Annotated in this window: 16 protein-coding genes; all 16 read right to left on the bottom strand. The window is 54.8% G+C overall.

Translation table 11 applies throughout. The annotated features are described in order from the left end of the window. Positions 1–619: 619 nt before the first annotated feature. The 16 genes from GHO25_RS04080 to GHO25_RS04005 all read right to left on the bottom strand — a co-directional run bounded on the left by GHO25_RS04080 (position 620) and on the right by GHO25_RS04005 (position 18,122). Positions 620–5,293, bottom strand: coding sequence for a hypothetical protein (locus GHO25_RS04080; protein WP_153389971.1), 4,674 nt, complete (start codon positions 5,291–5,293; stop codon positions 620–622). A gap of 192 nt (positions 5,294–5,485) precedes the next feature. Further along, positions 5,486–7,738: an SNF2-related protein gene (locus GHO25_RS04075; RefSeq protein ID WP_153389970.1), complete on the bottom strand. Its 2,253-nt coding sequence runs from the start codon at positions 7,736–7,738 to the stop codon at positions 5,486–5,488. Between the two features lie 103 nt (positions 7,739–7,841). Continuing rightward, entirely contained in the window at positions 7,842–9,278 is a 1,437-nt protein-coding gene (locus GHO25_RS04070) for a DUF6094 domain-containing protein (RefSeq protein WP_153389969.1), read from the bottom strand. 23 nt (positions 9,279–9,301) lie between these two features. Further along, positions 9,302–9,901, bottom strand: coding sequence for a hypothetical protein (locus GHO25_RS04065; RefSeq protein ID WP_153389968.1), 600 nt, complete (start codon positions 9,899–9,901; stop codon positions 9,302–9,304). Between the two features lie 76 nt (positions 9,902–9,977). After that, complete coding sequence (locus GHO25_RS04060; protein WP_123749971.1) at positions 9,978–10,259, bottom strand: hypothetical protein; 282 nt, start codon at positions 10,257–10,259, stop codon at positions 9,978–9,980. Positions 10,260–10,343: 84 nt separating this feature from the next. Then, the gene (locus GHO25_RS04055) at positions 10,344–10,949 is read right to left on the bottom strand and encodes a DUF3275 family protein (RefSeq protein ID WP_153335493.1); all 606 of its coding nucleotides are present in this window, start codon (positions 10,947–10,949) and stop codon (positions 10,344–10,346) included. Between the two features lie 528 nt (positions 10,950–11,477). Then, positions 11,478–11,972 (bottom strand): STY4534 family ICE replication protein, encoded by a 495-nt coding sequence (locus GHO25_RS04050; RefSeq protein WP_153389967.1) that lies wholly within the window; start codon positions 11,970–11,972, stop codon positions 11,478–11,480. Positions 11,973–12,071: 99 nt separating this feature from the next. Continuing rightward, positions 12,072–12,323, bottom strand: a complete 252-nt coding sequence (locus GHO25_RS04045) for a hypothetical protein (protein WP_153389966.1) — start codon at positions 12,321–12,323, stop codon at positions 12,072–12,074. A gap of 311 nt (positions 12,324–12,634) precedes the next feature. Next, positions 12,635–12,940 carry a hypothetical protein gene (locus GHO25_RS04040; protein ID WP_153389965.1) on the bottom strand — a complete coding sequence of 102 codons (306 nt, stop codon included), beginning with the start codon at positions 12,938–12,940 and terminating at the stop codon, positions 12,635–12,637. Between the two features lie 365 nt (positions 12,941–13,305). Further along, positions 13,306–13,542 (bottom strand): type II toxin-antitoxin system ParD family antitoxin, encoded by a 237-nt coding sequence (locus tag GHO25_RS04035; protein WP_123749977.1) that lies wholly within the window; start codon positions 13,540–13,542, stop codon positions 13,306–13,308. A gap of 23 nt (positions 13,543–13,565) precedes the next feature. Then, complete coding sequence (locus tag GHO25_RS04030) at positions 13,566–13,877, bottom strand: addiction module antidote protein (RefSeq protein WP_123749978.1); 312 nt, start codon at positions 13,875–13,877, stop codon at positions 13,566–13,568. Then, a complete protein-coding gene (locus GHO25_RS04025) occupies positions 13,874–14,173 on the bottom strand; it encodes a type II toxin-antitoxin system RelE/ParE family toxin (protein WP_123749979.1) in 300 nt (99 codons plus the stop codon). Before GHO25_RS04025 ends, GHO25_RS04030 begins: the two co-directional genes overlap by 4 nt. Before the next feature lie 705 nt (positions 14,174–14,878). Continuing rightward, complete coding sequence (gene pilM / locus GHO25_RS04020) at positions 14,879–15,319, bottom strand: type IV pilus biogenesis protein PilM (RefSeq protein ID WP_153389964.1); 441 nt, start codon at positions 15,317–15,319, stop codon at positions 14,879–14,881. A 43-nt stretch (positions 15,320–15,362) separates the two neighbouring features. Then, positions 15,363–16,670 (bottom strand): shufflon system plasmid conjugative transfer pilus tip adhesin PilV, encoded by a 1,308-nt coding sequence (pilV, locus tag GHO25_RS04015; RefSeq protein ID WP_153389963.1) that lies wholly within the window; start codon positions 16,668–16,670, stop codon positions 15,363–15,365. Then, entirely contained in the window at positions 16,660–17,595 is a 936-nt protein-coding gene (locus tag GHO25_RS04010; protein WP_178109975.1) for an ATPase, T2SS/T4P/T4SS family, read from the bottom strand. The genes pilV and GHO25_RS04010 overlap by 11 nt, the downstream gene beginning before the upstream one ends. An 11-nt stretch (positions 17,596–17,606) precedes the next feature. Further along, positions 17,607–18,122, bottom strand: a complete 516-nt coding sequence (locus tag GHO25_RS04005; protein ID WP_178109974.1) for a type 4 pilus major pilin — start codon at positions 18,120–18,122, stop codon at positions 17,607–17,609. Between the last annotated feature and the right edge of the window lie 21 nt (positions 18,123–18,143).

Genomic DNA, 18,143 nt, shown 5'->3' with positions numbered 1-18,143 from the left:
GGGCCGCAGTCGGAAGAGTCACCCCCCTAAGCTGTCCTGACTTTATGAGGATCGCCCTGACTCAATCCTAACCTATGATCATGAGTTAGAACGCAAGATTTTCCAAAAGCTTGTCAAAAAAGCATGAGCACGTGCACATCACACAGATTCCCTCTAGCGTACTTCGCAGATGGGCGCGAGCTTGAAGACCTTGATTCGCAACTTCTCAATCTGCTGCCGGTGGGTTGCGAACTTTTTCGCTCAGCACTCAACTCTTTGCGTTTGCATCGCGGGTAGCGCGCCCTTGAGTAATGCGTACCGTCTATCCAATAACCAAATAGTGATTATTGACTTGGGCCGTCGATATGCCTGCTTCGCGAGCTACAGCGGCAAAAGCTGTTTTAGTTACCCCGGCACGGGCACGACCTTTCTGAAATCGAATGGGAACTAACTTCAGCTCCTTCGATCTTCCGCCGGCTTGTAGTTGGCAACCGTTTGCGTGGATGTCATGCAACGAAGCCCTCGGGATCAATGCCCATAACTGACGACTGCGCCTTAGGTTCCGCTCAGCGCGTTGGGGGCTGCGAATAGCCGCTCGAGCACCGGCTCCTTCCCCGCAATGACGGCGCGAGCCAGCCTGTCAGACGGCGTATGCCCAAGGTCCGATATGCCGGCCGATGCTTCTTCCCAAGAACTTACTAACCAGATCCTTTTCACGTTTCTTCATCATTGCTTTGAGCTGATCCAGGTTCAGGTTCATATGAATTAGGCGGCGAGCGCGCTCCCTAGGAGGCAGGTTATGCCCTATCTGTTCCACGTTCATCCATGCATAGATCCTGCTGTCGGCCGATGCGCAGAACAGATTCCAGGCTAAATAAGCAGACGTCGAGCAATCTTCTTCCCAGTAAGCGTTCCACCAATAGCGTGCACAGGCCTCATGATGTCGAAGCAATGTGCTTTCCGTTGCCCGTGATGTGGGGGAGTCCTGAACACCGATTGGCCAGTCAACATCTATCGGAAGCTGATTTCCACAGATAAAACCTTGCAATCGAATACCGCGCTGCCGTTGCCAGGTTATTTCGGACGCCAGATCTCTTTCAATTATAGCGTCTAACCAATCTTGACGACCGTTGACGAAAGCGCAGATAGAAATCTCTAGCAGCGTGGAGTCGGTATGGGTCTCACTCAGTGACAACAGATTGTCCAGCATTGTGTCGACAACCAAGCAACATGGCACGCGGAACAGCATATGGGTCAGTTCGGAGATCTCTGCAATACCATTGAATTTCGTGGCCATGCCGCTGCGTAGGTGACTCCATAAGGTTTTCGCGCGGTCCGGTTCTGTATGGAACAATGCTTCACACAAAGCCAAATAGAATCCTTCAGCAAAACGCAGGCGACGACGAAAATCCAAAGAATTCTCAGCCGCACCTCTCAGCCATTGATCAACCGCAGCCGGGTTATGGGTAAGCACTTCCTTGAAGTCGGCGGCCGCGAAATCCTGCAGATGGAACAGCGCGCCATTTTGACGAGCCTCTTTCACCCTCTTGACGGCAGTATCGACAGCTCGTTGTCGGGCTACATCCTGCTCCTCGGTCCCGAACGCCAAAAACTGTGCGAGAGGGTCTCCTTCGGAGTCGAGAATGGGGGTCACCGAAAAACAGCTGGGCGAGCGTGCACGATCCTTAAGTCGTACGGAAATTTCGGAACCTGGCACCGGTATTTCAGGGATAGGCGCATCGATTACCGCTCCAAGGTAATCAACGCATAGTTGAATGTCTGTCGCAGAAACCTCACGTATTGCCAACGATTTCAGCAACAACCATGGTGCGACCTGCTCACAAACCTGCTCGAAAGGCCATCCTGAGGATGCCTCGATAAGCCCAAGAGAGCCCCAATGTGCAGCTTCGATGGCCTCCTCATTGAGCCAGCTCCAGCTGCTTTTCGACAATAACTGACCAAGGCGAACAGGATCTGATTGATAGCAGACGCGGAGCACAGCTGCACGCATGCCGGCAGAGGCGACCGCGAGTTGATGTTCAAGCCAGGGCCAAACTTCTGCGCCCAGGGACTGTTGCATGGCCATAATGTCCAAAAGGTCCGCAGTTGCTTTTTCATCACTCATCCCAAAGCGAGTAATCAGCTCTTGCAGGTCATTCGTTGACAACGGTTGAATCGTTTCCAGCAGATCAAGATAGAGAATAGGTGGTGCAGCATCGATAATCGTAACTGCCTGCTGGAAAGGTGACTGTAACGCTGTCTCCATTATCAGAAGATCATTTGTAATAGCTGCCTCATCGCCAACCTCAGCGCCCTGGACTGGCTGTGACTGTTTTCGGGCCAAGCGGACGCTGCGCGCAGATTCTGCGCCGTCGGTATCGAACAAAAGAAACTCTCTACAGAATCTTGCCGAAGCGATCGCGGTCGTCTCACTCGGTCGCTTTGGCAGTGAGATATGCTTCTCACGAAGCATGTCGATTAGTGTTTTTGGCGCTGCCCTTGCCATTGCTGGCAGAGACTGCTCAAAAAAGTGATCGGCAGGCACCGGCGCACGCTGACTATCCAGTAGTAACACGTCGATTTTGCGCAAGTAAGCGGCGCTTTCCTGCGTAAATGCCTCTGGTGGTACAAACGCTGGGTCAGTCCAGTACAAGCGGGTGCGATCGACACGAGAGCGCCAAGGCAAATCAGCGTTGGAGAGCACTTGGTCGGCATGTCGACGCTCAAGACGATAAAAGCTGCGGCCGGGGTCGTTAAGGTAGTCCTTTTTGTAGTCGCCTCTGTCTAGAGGTGGATTGCAAGCAGAGGCGCTGACTTCGTTAGACTCATCCCCAGAAAGCCAGAGCAGCAAAGCCGAACTTCGAGCGGCAAGCTGTGGATTGATGCCGGACTCGGGTACGCAGTAAAGTATCTGATTAGCCTTGATCTTGATGGCGTGGGCCGTCTCATCAAAGTCCACCGTGTTGAAAAGGCACATCCACTTTAAGTCATCCCATAACTCGTTTCGGCCGCGGATCGCTAGGGTAACGGCGGCTAGCTCGAAAATTGGCAGCGCTGGTGCGAGCGGATAGCCTTCAAGCAGCAGCGGGATTAGCGCTTCGTGGTGAGTCTGCTTGCTATGCACCAACTCAATAGGGACTCCTAGCACGGTGCGGTGCCCATCGTCATCAACGCCTATACGCTGGATTAGCCGGGAGGAACGGGCCTTGTCCTGCTCCTCATGCTGCCGATTTGGATGCTCCGCGTCGCGTGAGATGGTCTTCAGCCAGACAATTGCTCGAGCGATAACTTCCGCACGAATATCTTCGTCTTTACGTGAAGTTGAGCGGAGGGCTTTTACTGCCCAGAGCCGCGCAGTTCGCTGAGCAACGCTCCCCTCAATTTCAATGGTGCCCAGCAGGGGTGTAGCCAAGAAGCAGGCGAGCCTCATCAGTTCAGACGCGTGTTGCTCAGGGATGTTCTGTGAAGAAAGCCACTCCGACACCAACGCGGTAGAGACTGAGGAGTTCGTATCGACTCCGCGTTCTACCATGATTGATACCGCCGCGCGAAGGATCTCGGCTCGCTGATCCATTCCAGATATCGGATCGAGCCATGCGTGAAGGTCCTGCATCAGGGTTTCCTCGCGCTCCTCCACAAGCTCATCCAGATGATGAAGTAGTGCCATGCCGAGCGCATGATTAACCAAGGTGCTCGACAACTTCATGGAGGTCGCCGAAGCGGCTTGAATGAATTGCGAATCGATAATATCGCTGAGGCGTCTGGCAACCTCTGTGTGACTCAGATCTGCTCGCTCAGTCGTCTGCGCCAATTCCTTCAAGCTATACCGACGAATCCCTCCGAGGTGCTGCTCAGCCATACCTTGCAACCATTGACGCCATTCTAATTCGCTGAAAGACTTTCCCGCTCTCTCCCCGAAGCTGTCCCGTCCGTATTCCCAAAGGAGACGATGTACTGTCACTTGTCCTGCATTTACCAAGCGCTCTCCAAACTGAACTACCAAGTTAAAGAGCCGGGGCGTTCTTGCCAGAGGGATTAGGTCCTCGTGCAGGTCTTGACGAACCATATTCTCAGCGGCCAGTCGCAGGTCCAGTTCAGAGCCGGGAGTGTCATCGTACTGACCGATTACAATGCGCTCAGGGCGGTTGATCAAGTTTCGTAAGCTGCTCAGGCGCTGTTCAAAATGGTGTTGTCGAGTAGTCAGGATGACACGCACTCGACCGGAGAAGGGCTCGGTTTGCAGTCGCGCAAGAAGGGAAGGCCAATCAACGGACGGCTCCTGATTAACGCCATCGAAAAAGATCAGCAGCACTGGCCCCTCGGCAATGGGCTGCTTGAACAGGCGGTTGACGCGGCGATACCAGTGTTCGCTGTCGCGGGCCTGCGTGGCCTCACATAGCCGTTCGGCGATCATGCGCTTGATAGCACCTTCTGAAACCTCGCCGAAACCGGACATGGCGTTAGACGGAACTACCAAGCTCAGGGGCAGTCGAGAAACCATGTTTACCAGCCAGTCTAGGGTAGCCCAAGTTTTACCCATACCCTCCAACCCCATTACCACAATTGGGGCATCAGTCGCGGGCGGAGTGGTCCACCATTGGGATAACGCTGTATAACTGGCGAGTCTTCGGATCGTGGACTGGCGCGATCCTCCTGCAGCATTCTGCCCCAACGTCGCTGCCGATAACGCTGGAGACGTCCAAAGCTGCTGTAGTCTGTCATTGGCGATCGCGCGCAGTCGCTCAAAGCCCGCCCCCCAACTGGACAGATCCCGTACTAGCCTATCAAGCGCCTCTTTAGCTCCCGTCTTCAGTGCTTCGCAGATATTGCCAGCTTCGGTTCCGACCAAATCACGTACGATTGAGGGTGAGGAGGAACAAAGCGCTGCCAACGCTGGAACGCTGTTGGATTTCCAGTCGATGATGATGATTGGAACGCCTGTTTCGTCCGCTTTTCGCATCAACTTCAACTCTAGCTGTTCGGGTACTTCGCGAGTCGCTGCGAGTATCCAAATCTCCAACGCAGGATCGATAGTTAAAGCGTCGTCAACCTCTCCAAGTAGTTCACGATCACTCAGGCTCGTACTGTCGGCATAGCGTTTGGTCTCTATACGGAATCTTCGCCCCTGTCGGCCGGAAGGGCCGGCGTCACCGCCATGCTGAAAACCAGTTTTGGCTACTGCGATTCCCACTCCAGTCAAACTACTGATCAGGGCGGCGACCAACTTCTCGAATTCGGCGGGTCGTATGTCATCCTGCAAAATAGTACGTAACCGCTCTAGCTTGGTCTGCAGATTTGTGGGGCTGGCCGACATGGAGCATCCTTGAAAATGGGCGACAGATCGAGACGCAAGTAAAAAAACTCCCGGCGGCTTGCGCCGGCTGGGAGTAGTATAGCTAATGGTACATGTACTAAAAATTATGTGGCCCCATACATGATGGTTCTCATAGGCCCTAGCGAATTAGTACATTCATCTGCTGTCAAGAGAGTGGGGGTGGCCATCCACCTACATCCCAATCAACTGCCTCGCCAACGCCATTTCCACCGAATCCCCATCCTGATTCAGCGAGTCCAGCCCTGACTCGGGCACATCTCCTGACGTGCTTTGCGCTACCGCAATCTTCTTGGCCATCAACTGCAGGCAAGTCATCTGCGAGCTGCCGGCATAGCCGAAGAAGATCACTCGCACCGGATGCTTTTGACCAATCCGCCATGACCTTCGCGCCGCCTGTTGCAACGTGTAGACGTTGTAGCCGGTCTGCAGAAAGGCGATGGTGGGAAAGTCGAGCAGGTCCAGCCCGGTCTTTACCAGCTCCGGGTTGGTGATCAGCGCGTCGATCCCTCGGTCTACCTGGTCGAGTATCCAATCCTCGCGCCTGGCGGTATCCACTGACGCCCTCAGCACCGCTACCTTCAAACCGGCCTGTTCCAGCAACCGTTTCAGGCGTTCGGTGGTGTCGCGGGTGCCGCTGTACACGGTGTAGGCCAGGACCTTGCGGCCTTTGGCTTTTTCCGTGAGGCAGAGGTCGAGCAACGCCTGTTCTTTGGGCATCTTTTCTTCATCTGCAAATATCGCAGGCACAAAGGCTAACGTGTCTTTGCTGCGTGGATGTTTGACGATTTCCGGTCGGAAGCAGCAGTCTGGCCAGGCCAGGAGTACGTTGAGTACCACGCCCAGAAGGGTGGTGTCTCGACGGGCCAGTGCCTGACGAAGTTCTGCGGTGAGTTTGCCTGCCAGTTGCTGGTAGGCCGAGGCCTGTGTTGTCGACATGGCGATGTCGATGAATTCCTCCTGGTAGGTCGGCAGGATGTTGCCACCAATGTCTTTGAGTTTGAGAAAGACGGTGAAGGGGAGCACGTAGCGGTGAATGCCTTTGGGGCCGAAGCCGGGGGCTTTTACCGTGCGTACCGAGAGTTTTTTGCCTTTGGCGGTTTTGTGCGATTGGTTGTCTCGCTCGGTGTAGATGTCTTTCAACACCCCGTGGTCGCGCATAAATGACATGGCCGAGGGGGCCATGCTGCCGCGTGCGTTAGGTTTGTAGCCGTCCTCGATCATGCTGCGTGTGAGGATGCGGAACAGGAGGTAGAACAGGTCGTCGGCGTAGCCGCCCATCAAGGTGCCGGTCAGCAAGACGGTTTTACGCGCTTTGGCTGCCAATACGCCCATGGCCTGGCCTTGGGCCGAGCCACTGTTTTTGTACTCGTGCCCTTCGTCTACGACCAGCAGGTCGAAGTAGCCATCAGGCAGGTAGCGCTTGATGAACTCGGTGGGTTGGTAACCGCCCTCGCCAAAACCGAATTCGATGTTGGCCATGGCGCGCTCCATGCGCTTGGCTTGGCGGTCGCTAAAGACGAAATTGCCTTGAGCATCCATCAGGTTGATGAACTCGCTGACATTGTCGATGAGCATCGAGGCGAGAAAGTCCTCCCCGAAGTCGTTCAGCAAGCGGTCGGCGCGTATCGGGCCAATGGTCGGTATGCGGCACATTGATTTATGAATGGTTGATCGGCGAGTACCGCTCTCAGCTTTGCCCGGGCGCATCAGCGTCCAAAGCGGGCTTTGGCAATGAGGGCAGTTTCGTCGGCGTTCTTCTTGGATAAATACTTCGACAGTGATCCGATTGCTGTCTTGGTCTTTAAGCATGTGGCCGCAGTTGGGGCAGCTTGCAAAGCGATGGCCACCGCCAGAACGACGTGGCCAACAGACTGGGCGCCAGTGAAATCCCATCCGCATGCGCACGCGCCCCAGGATGAAGAACTCTTGTCGTCCGTCGTAGGCATCGCCCAGTTGATCGCGCAAGGTGAGGAGTTTGACCAGGGTATCGGGCCCATTCAGTACCCAAACCCGAGCATCCGGAAGGGTTTCAAGGATCTCGCGTCGCCACTTGTAGACCAGGTGCGGAGGCGCGATGACCAACGTGCGGCGATAACCCTCGCTGTGCATAACGGCTGCAGCGGCGATGGCCATCATGGTTTTGCCAGTGCCCATTTCGGCGTTGATGATGGCTGCCTGCTCATTGCGATCGAGCAGCAAGGCAGTCACGGCTTGAACGACCTCGGCCTGTGCGGGAAACGGTTGGCGTTTGAGGCCGTCCATTATCCGTTGGCGTGCCGTGTTCAAGTGTCCGGCGTAGACCGGCGGGTTGGATCGATTGAGAGAGTCGAGTAGTTCATCGCCGAACTCGTTGATAAATTGAGTCAGTCCAATGGACAGGGTTGAGAGAGGGGCTTGGGTGAAGCCTTGGGACAAGTCGTTCATGGGTGTTTCTCCGGGAAGGATGAAACAGGGCATGCACGACACCCCGACGGGTATGGTGAATACCCTGTGGGTTGGTGTGGAAGCGCCGGATTGGCGTGGTGGGTCAGTATTCCGATGGCAGCAACACGGTGGTTGCGCTTCGGTCGGCTTCGGTGATGATCCAGAGTTCAGGCTCGATGTCATCGTCGAGGGTGTATCTGGAGAGCAAGCGGTCCCCATTAGTCAGTGCGTGTTGGTTACTGGTCTGGTCGTAATATTCGATCTCGCCCCAGTCGCCCGCAAAGTGCCGTTTGAGATAGTGGGTTACGTCGAGAATGTCGTTGTCCACCAGATCAGCTATGCCCTGGGTGATGACCAAGCGTCCCGGTGTAAAGAGCGAGGGCGTCGGGTGTGGCTCATCAGGCTTGGCTGATGTATCAGCCGAGGAACTGATGGTGATGACACGTCCGAGATCGGGTGAGCCTGGCGTCATATCCCATGCCCGGATAATGGGCACGAAACGATCCGTCAGAATGCTGACCTCGGAGACGTTGCCGTCCTGGTCTTCGGTAAACTCGGTCTTGCGGACCTTGTCTTTGTAGGTGTCGCCCTTGAGCACTAATACGCGCCCATTTTTTGAGGTAACAACACCCGATATCGCTCCGGCAGCTAAGGCCAATGCCAGATGCCAGCTCGACAATTTCCGAACAGGCGGTCGTGGTTGTATGCCGTTTTGACCGAAGTGCAGGGTGAAGTCCGGCCACAGGCCGCGCAGTCGTTTGACCTCTTGGCTGAATTGCTCCGGTTCCAGTGTGATGCGGTAGAAGTGTTCCTGCTCTGTGGTCGCCGACAAGACTCTGTAGGGCTCCCACGGCCAGCTTTCGGGTAGCGCTTCTGCTGTTAATGTCCCGGCGCCGATAGCCTGAAGGCGTGCGCGTAGGTGTTTGACGTCTTGTGGTTGAGCCAGATCCTGGCGTCGAATCCTGATGCCGAAAATCACAACCTGTTTGAATGTCGGATCAGACGCGCTGTATATCCTCAGCTCAGTGAAGTGGTTGCACAGCCATCCGCACAGTTCGTCGTCCAGCACATAGTGCGGAACAATAAACACCAGTACGCCGCCGTATTGCAGCAGAGGAAGCGCTCGTTGATAGAACGCTTTCTCCAGGCGTTGGCGACCGCTGCCTTGGTACTGTGAAGCGCCGGAATGGTCGCTGACCAAATCTCCGTACGGTGGGTTGAGCCACAGCAGTCCAAAAGACTGGCGGCTGATCAGGGTGTCCATCAGGTCGCCGTGCAGCACGCGATCAAGCAGTGTTTTGCAGTGTTCAGCACGCTCCTGGTCGTACTCGACCGCGTAAGCCTCTACGCGATCACGGCCCAGTGCATGGGCGGTTTCGGCCAGTGCAGCGCCTTCGCCGGCACACGGATCAAAGATCCGCATTTTGCCGTTGGGTGAGGGTGCCAAAGCGAGTAGCGCGCGTTCCAGTGTGGTTTCGTCTGTGGGGTAGTAACCGTTGCGGGCGAAGTTGTGCGCCAGGCGCGGAAACATCAAAGCCATGATGAGGCTCCTTGTTTGAAGGCTCAGGATTGAGCGTGAGTGGTGAGGTGGCCCACGCGAATCAAATCGCCCAAGGCAGGTTCAAGCACGTCGAGCTGCAGCGATAAACGCCAGGCTGTGATGGGGCCTAACGTCCCCGGAAGGGGCAGCAACATGTCGTGTTGGGTGAGTACGTCCAGGACCGGTTCACGCCAGTGCGGCAGAAGCGGCAACGGGCAGGTTTCAGTGATCAGCGGCCAAAGCCGTTGATCAGGTGATTGCCCGTTTTCAAGCAGGGCGTAGGCCAAGTGATTGGCTCGATCGGGCTGGGCGCAGCGTCGATCGAACAGCCAGATATGCAGCAGGCTGCCGAACAAGGTGCCGCGAAATTGTCGCGTTGTGCGCTTTTCCAGTAAGTCGGCGTTAGGAAAGACCGGAAGGCTGCGCCCCTCAGCAACGATGTGAAATTGCTCCAGGCCGTTTTCGGATGAGCCGAGCGTGAGCCTGGCCAAGAACTCCTGCAGCGCGGTATCGCGGCCCCAGGCAGAGAGAAAGACCAGATTGCGCTGCTCATCGCAGGCGCAGGCGTCGACAAATAGGTCAGGGCACTCCTCAATGTAGAAGAGCGGGGTAGGGTTGGGCATGTGAACCTCCAGTGTGGAGGGTTTCACCGCCCTGAAGGGCTATGAAGCCCTCAGGGTTTTGGTGGTGAGTGGGGTGTTAGTACGGCGCAGTGAGTGGTGCGTCGGATTTGAACGATTTGTCGTTCGGGTCAAACCAGACGGCGATTTCTTGAAACAAAGGGCTGTGCCTTTTCAGAAATGTTCGCACCCAGTATTGAGCGCGAAGTTCCACGGCGGCATCGGCCTGTTCGGCTGTTAAGTCCAGGTCCTCTATAAACAGGTCCCACAGCTCTTCATCTGTCGACACCTGGTTGTTCGCTAGGTGATCGTCGATGTGGTCCAGCGTCTTGGTGGTCAGGTTGCTGAAAATCGGGTTCAAGGTGAGCTCCTGGTGTGAAGAGGAGCGCCCAAGAGGGAGTTCCTCATGGGTGTGCCGATTGGCTTGGTTGAGTGGCGGGCTTTGTCAGGTGTTGGACATGTTCCAGACCTGCAATTTGAAGTCATGCAGGTAGCCAAGGTCTGAGAGCCGACGACACTGTTGGCGTAATTGCTGACGGTCAACGGTGGTGTCTAGCCTGACTGTGTCGCCAAGTGGCCAGAGGGTGCCAAACAGCAAAGCATCTGCGTCTGGGTTTGTTGTTGTGTCAGGCGGTGACATTCCAAACGGGGCATCGGTTTTTGATACCTGTTTGGTGCTGGCTGTTACGGGTCGCTCAGTTTGCCGATGTTCTGGCTTTGACTGGGGAGCAGTTAACTCTTCATCAATGGGATCAGGTTCGTTAGGCGAGAGCTTGTCGGTGTCCTCTGAGGTCAAATTGTCCACGTCGTCGAGGCTCATGCTGTCCAGCTTTGCACGAATCTCAACGACCAAACGACCTGCAGTGGAGTAATACGAAGGGCGGATTTCCGTTATCAGAAAGTCGCCTCTGTATTTGCCTTCGTCGTATTGGTCGAGGAGGGCGTCTTTGATGACGAACTCACCGATTGAGGTGGATAGTCGACCCACGTTGAAGTCGCCATTGCGACCGCTGATGGTACGGATGGCCAGTTGGCCAGGGATGTTAATCATGCTGAGCTCCGGACAACGGTCTGTCGGGATGACAGGCGTGTTGCTGGCAAGAGGAGAGGCCCTGTTTGCTTGGGCTTGATCGGGGGAGTTGTAATGCGGCGTCAGAAGGGCGGACTCTCCGAACTGAGCGAAATACACAAGTAAGAAGCGGCGTCTGGTGGTTCAACGCAGGTGATTTTGAGCTCAAGGTGCCTATTCTTTAACACAGAGATCTGGACAATACGCGGGTAGTAACAGAGCAGTGTTTCAGGTTGCCCCGGGTTTAGATGCAGTTCCCGGTACACCTTGAGTAACAAGGTACATAGGCGCAGTACGGTCACTTCAGCGCCGTTGGGCTCGTCCCATTGGACGGCTAACTCCCAGGCTTTAGGGGTTAAAACCACGGGAAGTTTGAGTAGGTGAGAGGTGAAAGCGGTGGGGTGGTCCATGGCATTTCTCCGGGTACGAGAAAGCACCAGGCCCGGCCGGGAGGTGATTTCCCGGTGGCGAATGTTGGAAAAGGCACCCGTAAGGGCGCCTTGATTTCAATCAAGCAGACTGACGTTGTTCTTCATCAGTCGGTTGTGGTGCACTCCCCGAATCGGGCTCAGAATTGTCCTCAAGAGGTTCAACCGAGTCTTTCGGTTTGGCTTCGTAGACGGTATCGCCATCCACTTTGATCCAGCCGATAAACAACAGGCGCCCTTTGAGACTGGCTCCCGGTTGGCCTTGTTTATTGCCTTTCTCGTAGGTAAATGCATCAGTCCAGATGTCACCGATACGAAAGCTCGCAATCACTTTCTTACCGGCTTCAACGGCTTCTTGGCAGCGACGAATCAGCATTTCAGCTTCGGTGCCAACGACGTTGCAGTCGATATAGGAATACTCGACTTCATCGGATGAACCGCGCAATGCAGCAATGGTGACTGCCATAAAAGGCTTGCCTTTGCCACGAGGTTTGACTTCACGGATACGGTTCAGATAACCAATACCAGTGGTGTGCAGGTCGAAGAATTTGCTTACGTTGGTGCGAGAGGTGCTCATGGTGATTCTCCAGTTTCAAAGATGCAGAAAGCGGAGAAACACTTCGCCCTTGGGGGAAAGTATTCCCCGCGAAGGTGGGTAGAGCTGGTGAAGCGGTGTTTAGAGCATCAGTTTTATTGCAGCAAGCATGACTCCAGCGGTTGCTGACAGCATCAGGCCCATGCGGATGGTGAGTTTGACTTCAAGCTGAGCCAAATCGGCTTTAAGTTCTGCGTGAAGGGCGGCCAGATCTGCTTTGGTTGCCATCAGTGAATACATATCCGACTCCAAAGCTTCAATGACTGCATTAGCTTTCTGCTCGGGAACGTTAATCGAGATCAACGCTTGATAGAGAGCCAGTTCGGTTTTCATCAGACCTCCAAAAATAATCGAGAGGCCTGCCCTGACGGGGGAGGCCCGTCATGGGTGGGTAAGTAAGATGCTTCCATCAACTTGCGTCGATTGATCGCGCTACCGGAAGCTGTGGCGATCTTGGGCGTGGATCAATGCGGTAAACCGCACCGTAGTCTTGAAGATCCTGACTACTGGGCATGTTGCTGACGACGTCAGCGGTACATGAGCACAGAATGTGAACGTGATTGTTGATTGTCAAGAGCTTTCAGTAAAAAACTGACAGAGAGCCTTCCCGGCGGGAAGTATCCCTAGTAGTGAGTGCGACCGATTCAATGAATCGTCTGGCTCAGAGCGTGAACGTTTTCCTGAGTACGAGATTCAGTCGGCTTGCTGTCGCAGATCCGAGTGTTGGTGACATACCAAAAGTTCAAGTCGATAGCGTTAACACGAACAATGGCGGGCAGTTGATCCATTTCACGAATCACGTTGTCAGGCACGCAGGGAGGAGGAAAAGTTCTCTGTCGAGTTGATTGATGTTGTGCGACGGCTAAAGCGTTGGCTTTTTTCACGGCATACAGGAATTCCCGAATGACAGTGCCAAGTGTAAAACCAAGGTTATAAGTAAGTTTGGACATGGTGCTTTTCCTGCAGATTGATGCGGAGAAAGCACTGGCCCTGTCGGGGAAGTGAATCCCCGCGAGGTGATTTGCATTAGGTGCTTCTATCGACGGCGTCGATTGACCGCGCTACCAGAAGCTCAGCGGTCTTGGGCGGATCGGCACGTTTACCGTGTCGCAGTCTTAAAGATCCGGACTGCCTGGGCATGATGCTGACGACGTCAGCGATGCATGTGCTTAGAATGAGAATGGCTTAAATTTTTTTCAATATTTGTTACGTTTAAAGTTTGAGTGAATGTTTCTGTGAGGGCTGAATTACAGTGCAGAACTGTGTAGCGAGAAATATTTTCTAGATTGGACTTTGCTGCAACTTAAGACGAAGCTCAGCCATGCGAAGTCAACATCCTTTGCTTGAGCGACTCATAGTCAAATGCGTGAGGTTCGCCGCTGTTTTCTCCTTGATGCAAGGCATCACGGATCGCCTCAACTTCGACGCTGGGCTTTTGCTCTCGTCGGATCAGATCACGAATGCACTCGTTGTCATTGGTGTCGAGGCCTGCATCGATTTGAGACTTGATCCAGTCGGCTTGCTGGTCTGTCACTGTGATGATTTTGCGCATGGTTGGCTGAGCCCTATTAAGTTTTACTTCAAATGGGCGTGTTCATGTTGTGCATGCGGTCTAGCAGTCAAATCAACCCCCAGCGCTCGCATCACTAGCAGCATGGTTTTCAGTGTAGGGTTCCCGTGTTCGCTGAACGACTTGTAAAGTTGCTCTCTAGCCAGCCCCGTTTCCTTGGCCAGCTCTGTCATGCCCTTCGCGCGCGCAACCACTCCCATAGCCTTAGCGATATAGGCCGCGTCTCCAGTGTCCAGGGCGTCCGCGAGGAACACGGCTATAGCCTCCGGGCCGTCCAGCGCTTGCGCGGGGTCGTAGTCATAAATGGGTTCGATCATTGCGGTCTCCAATCATTTGCTAGGCGTTTCGCTGTTTCTATGTCTTTGGTCTGGCTGCTTTTGTCTCCACCACATAGCAGGATGACAATTTCCGTCCCGCGTTGCTGGAAGTAAACCCGATAACCAGGGCCATAGTGAATCCTCAGCTCGCTCACTCCCTGACCGACAGGTGATACGTCGCCGGGTAGGCCATTGGCCAAGCGAAAGATGCGGGCGGCAATTGCGGCCTTTGCCCGCAGATCCTTTAGCTTGCTTTCCCAAGTCATGAAAGTGGCAGTTTGTTTAATTTCAATCATAGGTCGACTGTACTTTATAAATTACATAGATTCAATCTGTCTCGGCTTAACGTACTTTAAGTTCCTATTCTTGAAAGAGTCATGCCAAAACCCCAAACGAAAAGCCACCGAGAGCAACTGACCAACACTGCTCTCGGCTACGGTCCACGCAATTTCTGAAAAGCATGCCACCTGCAAGTCTTGAGCGTCTTGAACCTCTGGGCGGTGATCGTGACGGTTCAATTTCGCCTGGCCGATTATCGTGGCTGGGGCCAGCAAACATAAGGCACGCATCCGCGCACAAAGGGAGCCCTGTGTTTCGCCGGCGGGCCACCGGCAAGGACAAGCCGCTACCAAAGGGTAGCCTGATGATCTTTCACAAGATGATCAGGCTACCCTTCGGGTGAGCTTTAAAAAGAGTGAGCCGCAACACCAGTGCGGCTCTTGGATGACAGTGCTTCGAACCTCAAGAAAACCCTATGTGCCTTTGGACTCGCTATTCACGAGTTGACGGCTGCGTGTCTGGCTTGGAACAGGGAGACACAGGGAGAGCTTTCGACCAGATCCGCACGCGCTTCCCGGAGCTCAGCGTGCTTTGGGGTGGTGATGGGTAAACCGCATCACCGGGCGCTACTGATGACCGCCAGTAGCCAGCGAGGTGAAAACATTGACGCGTCCATTATGTGAGGGCTCCCATGTATGTGCAACCCGGCGGACTGTAACGAATTAATTGACTGCGACGACGGCACCTTCGGGTATGGATGCAGGAATGCTGATGCCTGTAGACCCCATTGAAGGCGAGATGAGAATACCTGTTCGATTTACCCCTATAGCGATGGATTGAGTGAGATCAACCAGTGCCGACGGCAGGCCTGGCGGGTTAGCGCCATGAACGTAGGTGTATGCCGTCCCTGCTTCAAGGTAAGACGCAACACCGTCAGGTTTAATAAACCATGGCGGAAGGCTAAAAGACGCGTCGTCAGGCACACCGTTGAAACCCGGATTCGATTTGGCAAACTCAGCGACTGCCGCTCGATAGACCAGCATGTTGCGGCTTAGTGAATCCAGTGCTGCCCGTTCAGATGTTCGCTGCGCTTGCTGTTGAGCGTCAATAAACAGCCCGGTGGCCATGAGCAGTATCGTGATAACGAGCCAGTGCATCGTCATCGTCAAGGCTCCTTGTATAAGGGGACGTGCAGGTCTCTAGCGTTCAGTTGCATGCGATAACGTAGCTACAGACGCCCCCGGCAATGAAGGTTCCATAGTCGTAGAAGCCACACGTCACCACGCGATTGGAGTCTGCATAGGCATAATTGCCCCCTGCATAGTCCGGCCGGGGAGCTGGATGCGGGTTGGCAGCGTCAGAGGCTGACCAGGTGCACTGTCCGGCGGTGCTGCCGCTGGGAAGGGGTATTTGTTGGTTGTGTGAGATGAAGCCAGTGAGCACTTTTGAGCCGCCGCCTGAACGCCAAACGCCGGACTGGCAAGAGAGCGCGACACCTATCGCGTTTTTTGCCATCAGTGTGTGATCGCCACACGCAGTGCCTTCAACCGCTAAACCACCAATGGAGACATACTCACCGGTCGAGAGTCTGCCAGTGGCTGTGATCGAACCAAGAGACGTGATTTGCCCACCCATCAGTGGGCCATTGGTTGACAGACCTTTGTCGTTATAAATCCGCACCCAGTCAGGATCCGTCTGATAGATCCCGCCGCCCCATTTTTCGCTGTACCAGCCCGTGTCGCCTCGTGTTCTGAACCAGCCGCCGGTATAGGTCTCACCGGAGATAGTGGCGGTGGCACCACTCAATTCGGCAGCGGAAGACACATTGCCCGCTGCGGTGATTGTTCCAGCGTCGTTGATGTTGTTGCCGCCCATCCCAAGGTCAGTATTCATTGTGTTGAGTTCGGGGCGACCAGGCACGGCATTGCGATACAAGTAGTCGTTGGCCAAGGTCCCATCCATCAAAAACAGCGCGCTTGCGGTATGACCAGGGCCGGGAGAAATGGCGTAGTTACTCAGTGCAACCTGCCAGCCACCTCGGACCCCCTGGACAACATCAGGATCGATTTTAGAGATGAATCCACCTGGGCCGCCCAGGTGTTCAGCTATGGTGCGAATACCCATTTCCGGAATAGGTTGCCCGCCTGTGGTGATCACAATCACTTCCAGTTGGTTGGGATTTGGTTTGCGGGCAAGGCCAAGGATGGTCTGCCCAAAGACATTGGTGGCGCTGAAACCTGCAGGTAGATAGTGGGTGTTGATCAGCATCGGTACCGTGATCTGTACCGGTACGGTTGGCGTAGCGTTGGCCAGTACGGTCGCGAAGTTGTCCTTCAAATAGTTGACCTGGGCCTGCGCGATGGTTTTTTGTTGATCGGCCGCTATCCGGTAGTCCTGGGCGTCCATTTGTTTGAACTGCCACAACGTAGCCAGGGTGATGACGATGGAAAGCACCATCAGCCCTATGGCCATGTCCAGACTCAAAAAGCCTTGTTGGTTATTGTTATTGATCATTCCAAAGGCTCCTCGATGACTGATTGACGATGTCCTGATCGAGCAACGAGACCTTACCTGCGCGGACTTTTTCCCGGATGCCTGGCCCGTCTGCTCCGGTGAAAAGCAGGGTTTGCAGTGTCAGGCGGCGACTGGCGTCATTGTTTTTCGACAGGGACTGTTGAATAACCGCCACCAGCCCTTCGGAGAGCAATTCCCGGGCATTACTCAGTAAGGGGTGAGCCAGCGCACATATGCGCTCAATGCCTTGAATGACGCTGCCAGCGTGACCCGTGCTGATAATCAGATGGCCATTGATCGAGGCCTTGATCACTTGCGCGGCGGTGGCGCTGTCGCGTATTTCGCCGACAAACAACAAGTCGGCTCGGGTGCGTAGCGCCAGAATCAGGGCCTCCTCGTAACCGCCCAAGCGCCGGGACACGGGCACCTGAATGCAGCGGCCCTGGCCATGCAGACCATGTAAAAAAGGCTCCGGTGGATCCTCTACCGCCAGGCACAAGCCACCCCACGTCTCCAGGCGGGCTTTAACCAGCGAGGCCGCGCTCGACGTCTTGCCGGTGCCCATTTCTCCGCAGATAAAAATCAGGCCGCGCACGGTGTCGGTCATCAGCGCATTTTGCAGTGTGTCCGGCAGGCCGAGCATGTCCAATGGACGAATCTGAACCGACGATTTGCTCAGGACAAACACGGGTTTGCCGTTCAAATCCAGCAACTGCGTGACCCTTAGCACCACACCATCTTCGATTAAGGCGAACTCCGGGTCGGCAGCGTGTTTGTCGATGCACTGCATCCGCAAGCGTTCAAGGTCTGCCCGCCAATCGCAGGGAGCTTCAACGCGGCGCGCAGACCCCGGCAGGCCTTTGACGTCTGCGAATCCGTCACCCAAGTACAGGTCAACGAATTCTGCTTCGGAGATGACGCTCACAGACGACTCCTTCAATAAGAGGTCCAGGCGATCGTGTTGGCATCCGATGAACAACTGGTCGAAGCAGCCACCGCAGTGATTTCACCTGCTACAGCGGTACCGCCGTTAATGGCCGTGGTGGTCTGCTTGTCTTTGGCCATATTGGAGGCGAGGGTGATACAGGCATTTTTAGGCAGCTTGGTTTCAGTCACGGTGAAGGTCATGCCATTACTGACAACAGTGACGGCTCCGTTCCAGCGATTGGTGAGCGTCGTGCCACTGATGCCCATGCCGCCTGTGCCTTCGAGGTTTATCAGCGGCGGCACGAGGTTGGTGCCGGACGTGGCGTATCCCGTCGTACTTTTCAGGCGTTTGGTATTGGTCATCAGCGTGCCGAGGTTGCTCTGCTCAATGGTGACATCTGAGTTGCCGAATGTTCGGTAGCCCATGTACACAATGAATCCGAGCGCCACAGCTATCAGCATCAGCCAGAACATGCCATCCAGTGACAGAAATCCCCGTTGAGAATTGCGAGTGTGTGCGGGCATCTTTCGTACCTCATATCAGGT

The organism is Pseudomonas sp. FSL R10-1350, assembly GCF_009600525.1.
Taxonomy (GTDB): Bacteria; Pseudomonadota; Gammaproteobacteria; order Pseudomonadales; family Pseudomonadaceae; genus Aquipseudomonas; species Aquipseudomonas helleri.
Note: the sequence above shows the minus strand (reverse complement) of the source record. Positions and strands in the feature narration are given on the sequence as shown.

Excerpts from the sequence above, each read along its gene's own strand:
- GHO25_RS04080 (WP_153389971.1), bottom strand. The coding sequence starts at position 5,293 with ATGTCGGCCAGCCCCACAAATCTGCAGACCAAGCTAGAGCGGTTACGT.
- GHO25_RS04075 (WP_153389970.1), bottom strand. The coding sequence starts at position 7,738 with ATGAACGACTTGTCCCAAGGCTTCACCCAAGCCCCTCTCTCAACCCTG.
- GHO25_RS04070 (WP_153389969.1), bottom strand. The coding sequence starts at position 9,278 with ATGGCTTTGATGTTTCCGCGCCTGGCGCACAACTTCGCCCGCAACGGT.
- GHO25_RS04065 (WP_153389968.1), bottom strand. The coding sequence starts at position 9,901 with ATGCCCAACCCTACCCCGCTCTTCTACATTGAGGAGTGCCCTGACCTA.
- GHO25_RS04055 (WP_153335493.1), bottom strand. The coding sequence starts at position 10,949 with ATGATTAACATCCCTGGCCAACTGGCCATCCGTACCATCAGCGGTCGC.
- GHO25_RS04050 (WP_153389967.1), bottom strand. The coding sequence starts at position 11,972 with ATGAGCACCTCTCGCACCAACGTAAGCAAATTCTTCGACCTGCACACC.
- GHO25_RS04045 (WP_153389966.1), bottom strand. The coding sequence starts at position 12,323 with ATGAAAACCGAACTGGCTCTCTATCAAGCGTTGATCTCGATTAACGTT.
- GHO25_RS04040 (WP_153389965.1), bottom strand. The coding sequence starts at position 12,940 with ATGTCCAAACTTACTTATAACCTTGGTTTTACACTTGGCACTGTCATT.
- GHO25_RS04035 (WP_123749977.1), bottom strand. The coding sequence starts at position 13,542 with ATGCGCAAAATCATCACAGTGACAGACCAGCAAGCCGACTGGATCAAG.
- GHO25_RS04030 (WP_123749978.1), bottom strand. The coding sequence starts at position 13,877 with ATGATCGAACCCATTTATGACTACGACCCCGCGCAAGCGCTGGACGGC.
- GHO25_RS04025 (WP_123749979.1), bottom strand. The coding sequence starts at position 14,173 with ATGATTGAAATTAAACAAACTGCCACTTTCATGACTTGGGAAAGCAAG.
- pilM (WP_153389964.1), bottom strand. The coding sequence starts at position 15,319 with ATGACGATGCACTGGCTCGTTATCACGATACTGCTCATGGCCACCGGG.
- pilV (WP_153389963.1), bottom strand. The coding sequence starts at position 16,670 with ATGATCAATAACAATAACCAACAAGGCTTTTTGAGTCTGGACATGGCC.
- GHO25_RS04005 (WP_178109974.1), bottom strand. The coding sequence starts at position 18,122 with ATGCCCGCACACACTCGCAATTCTCAACGGGGATTTCTGTCACTGGAT.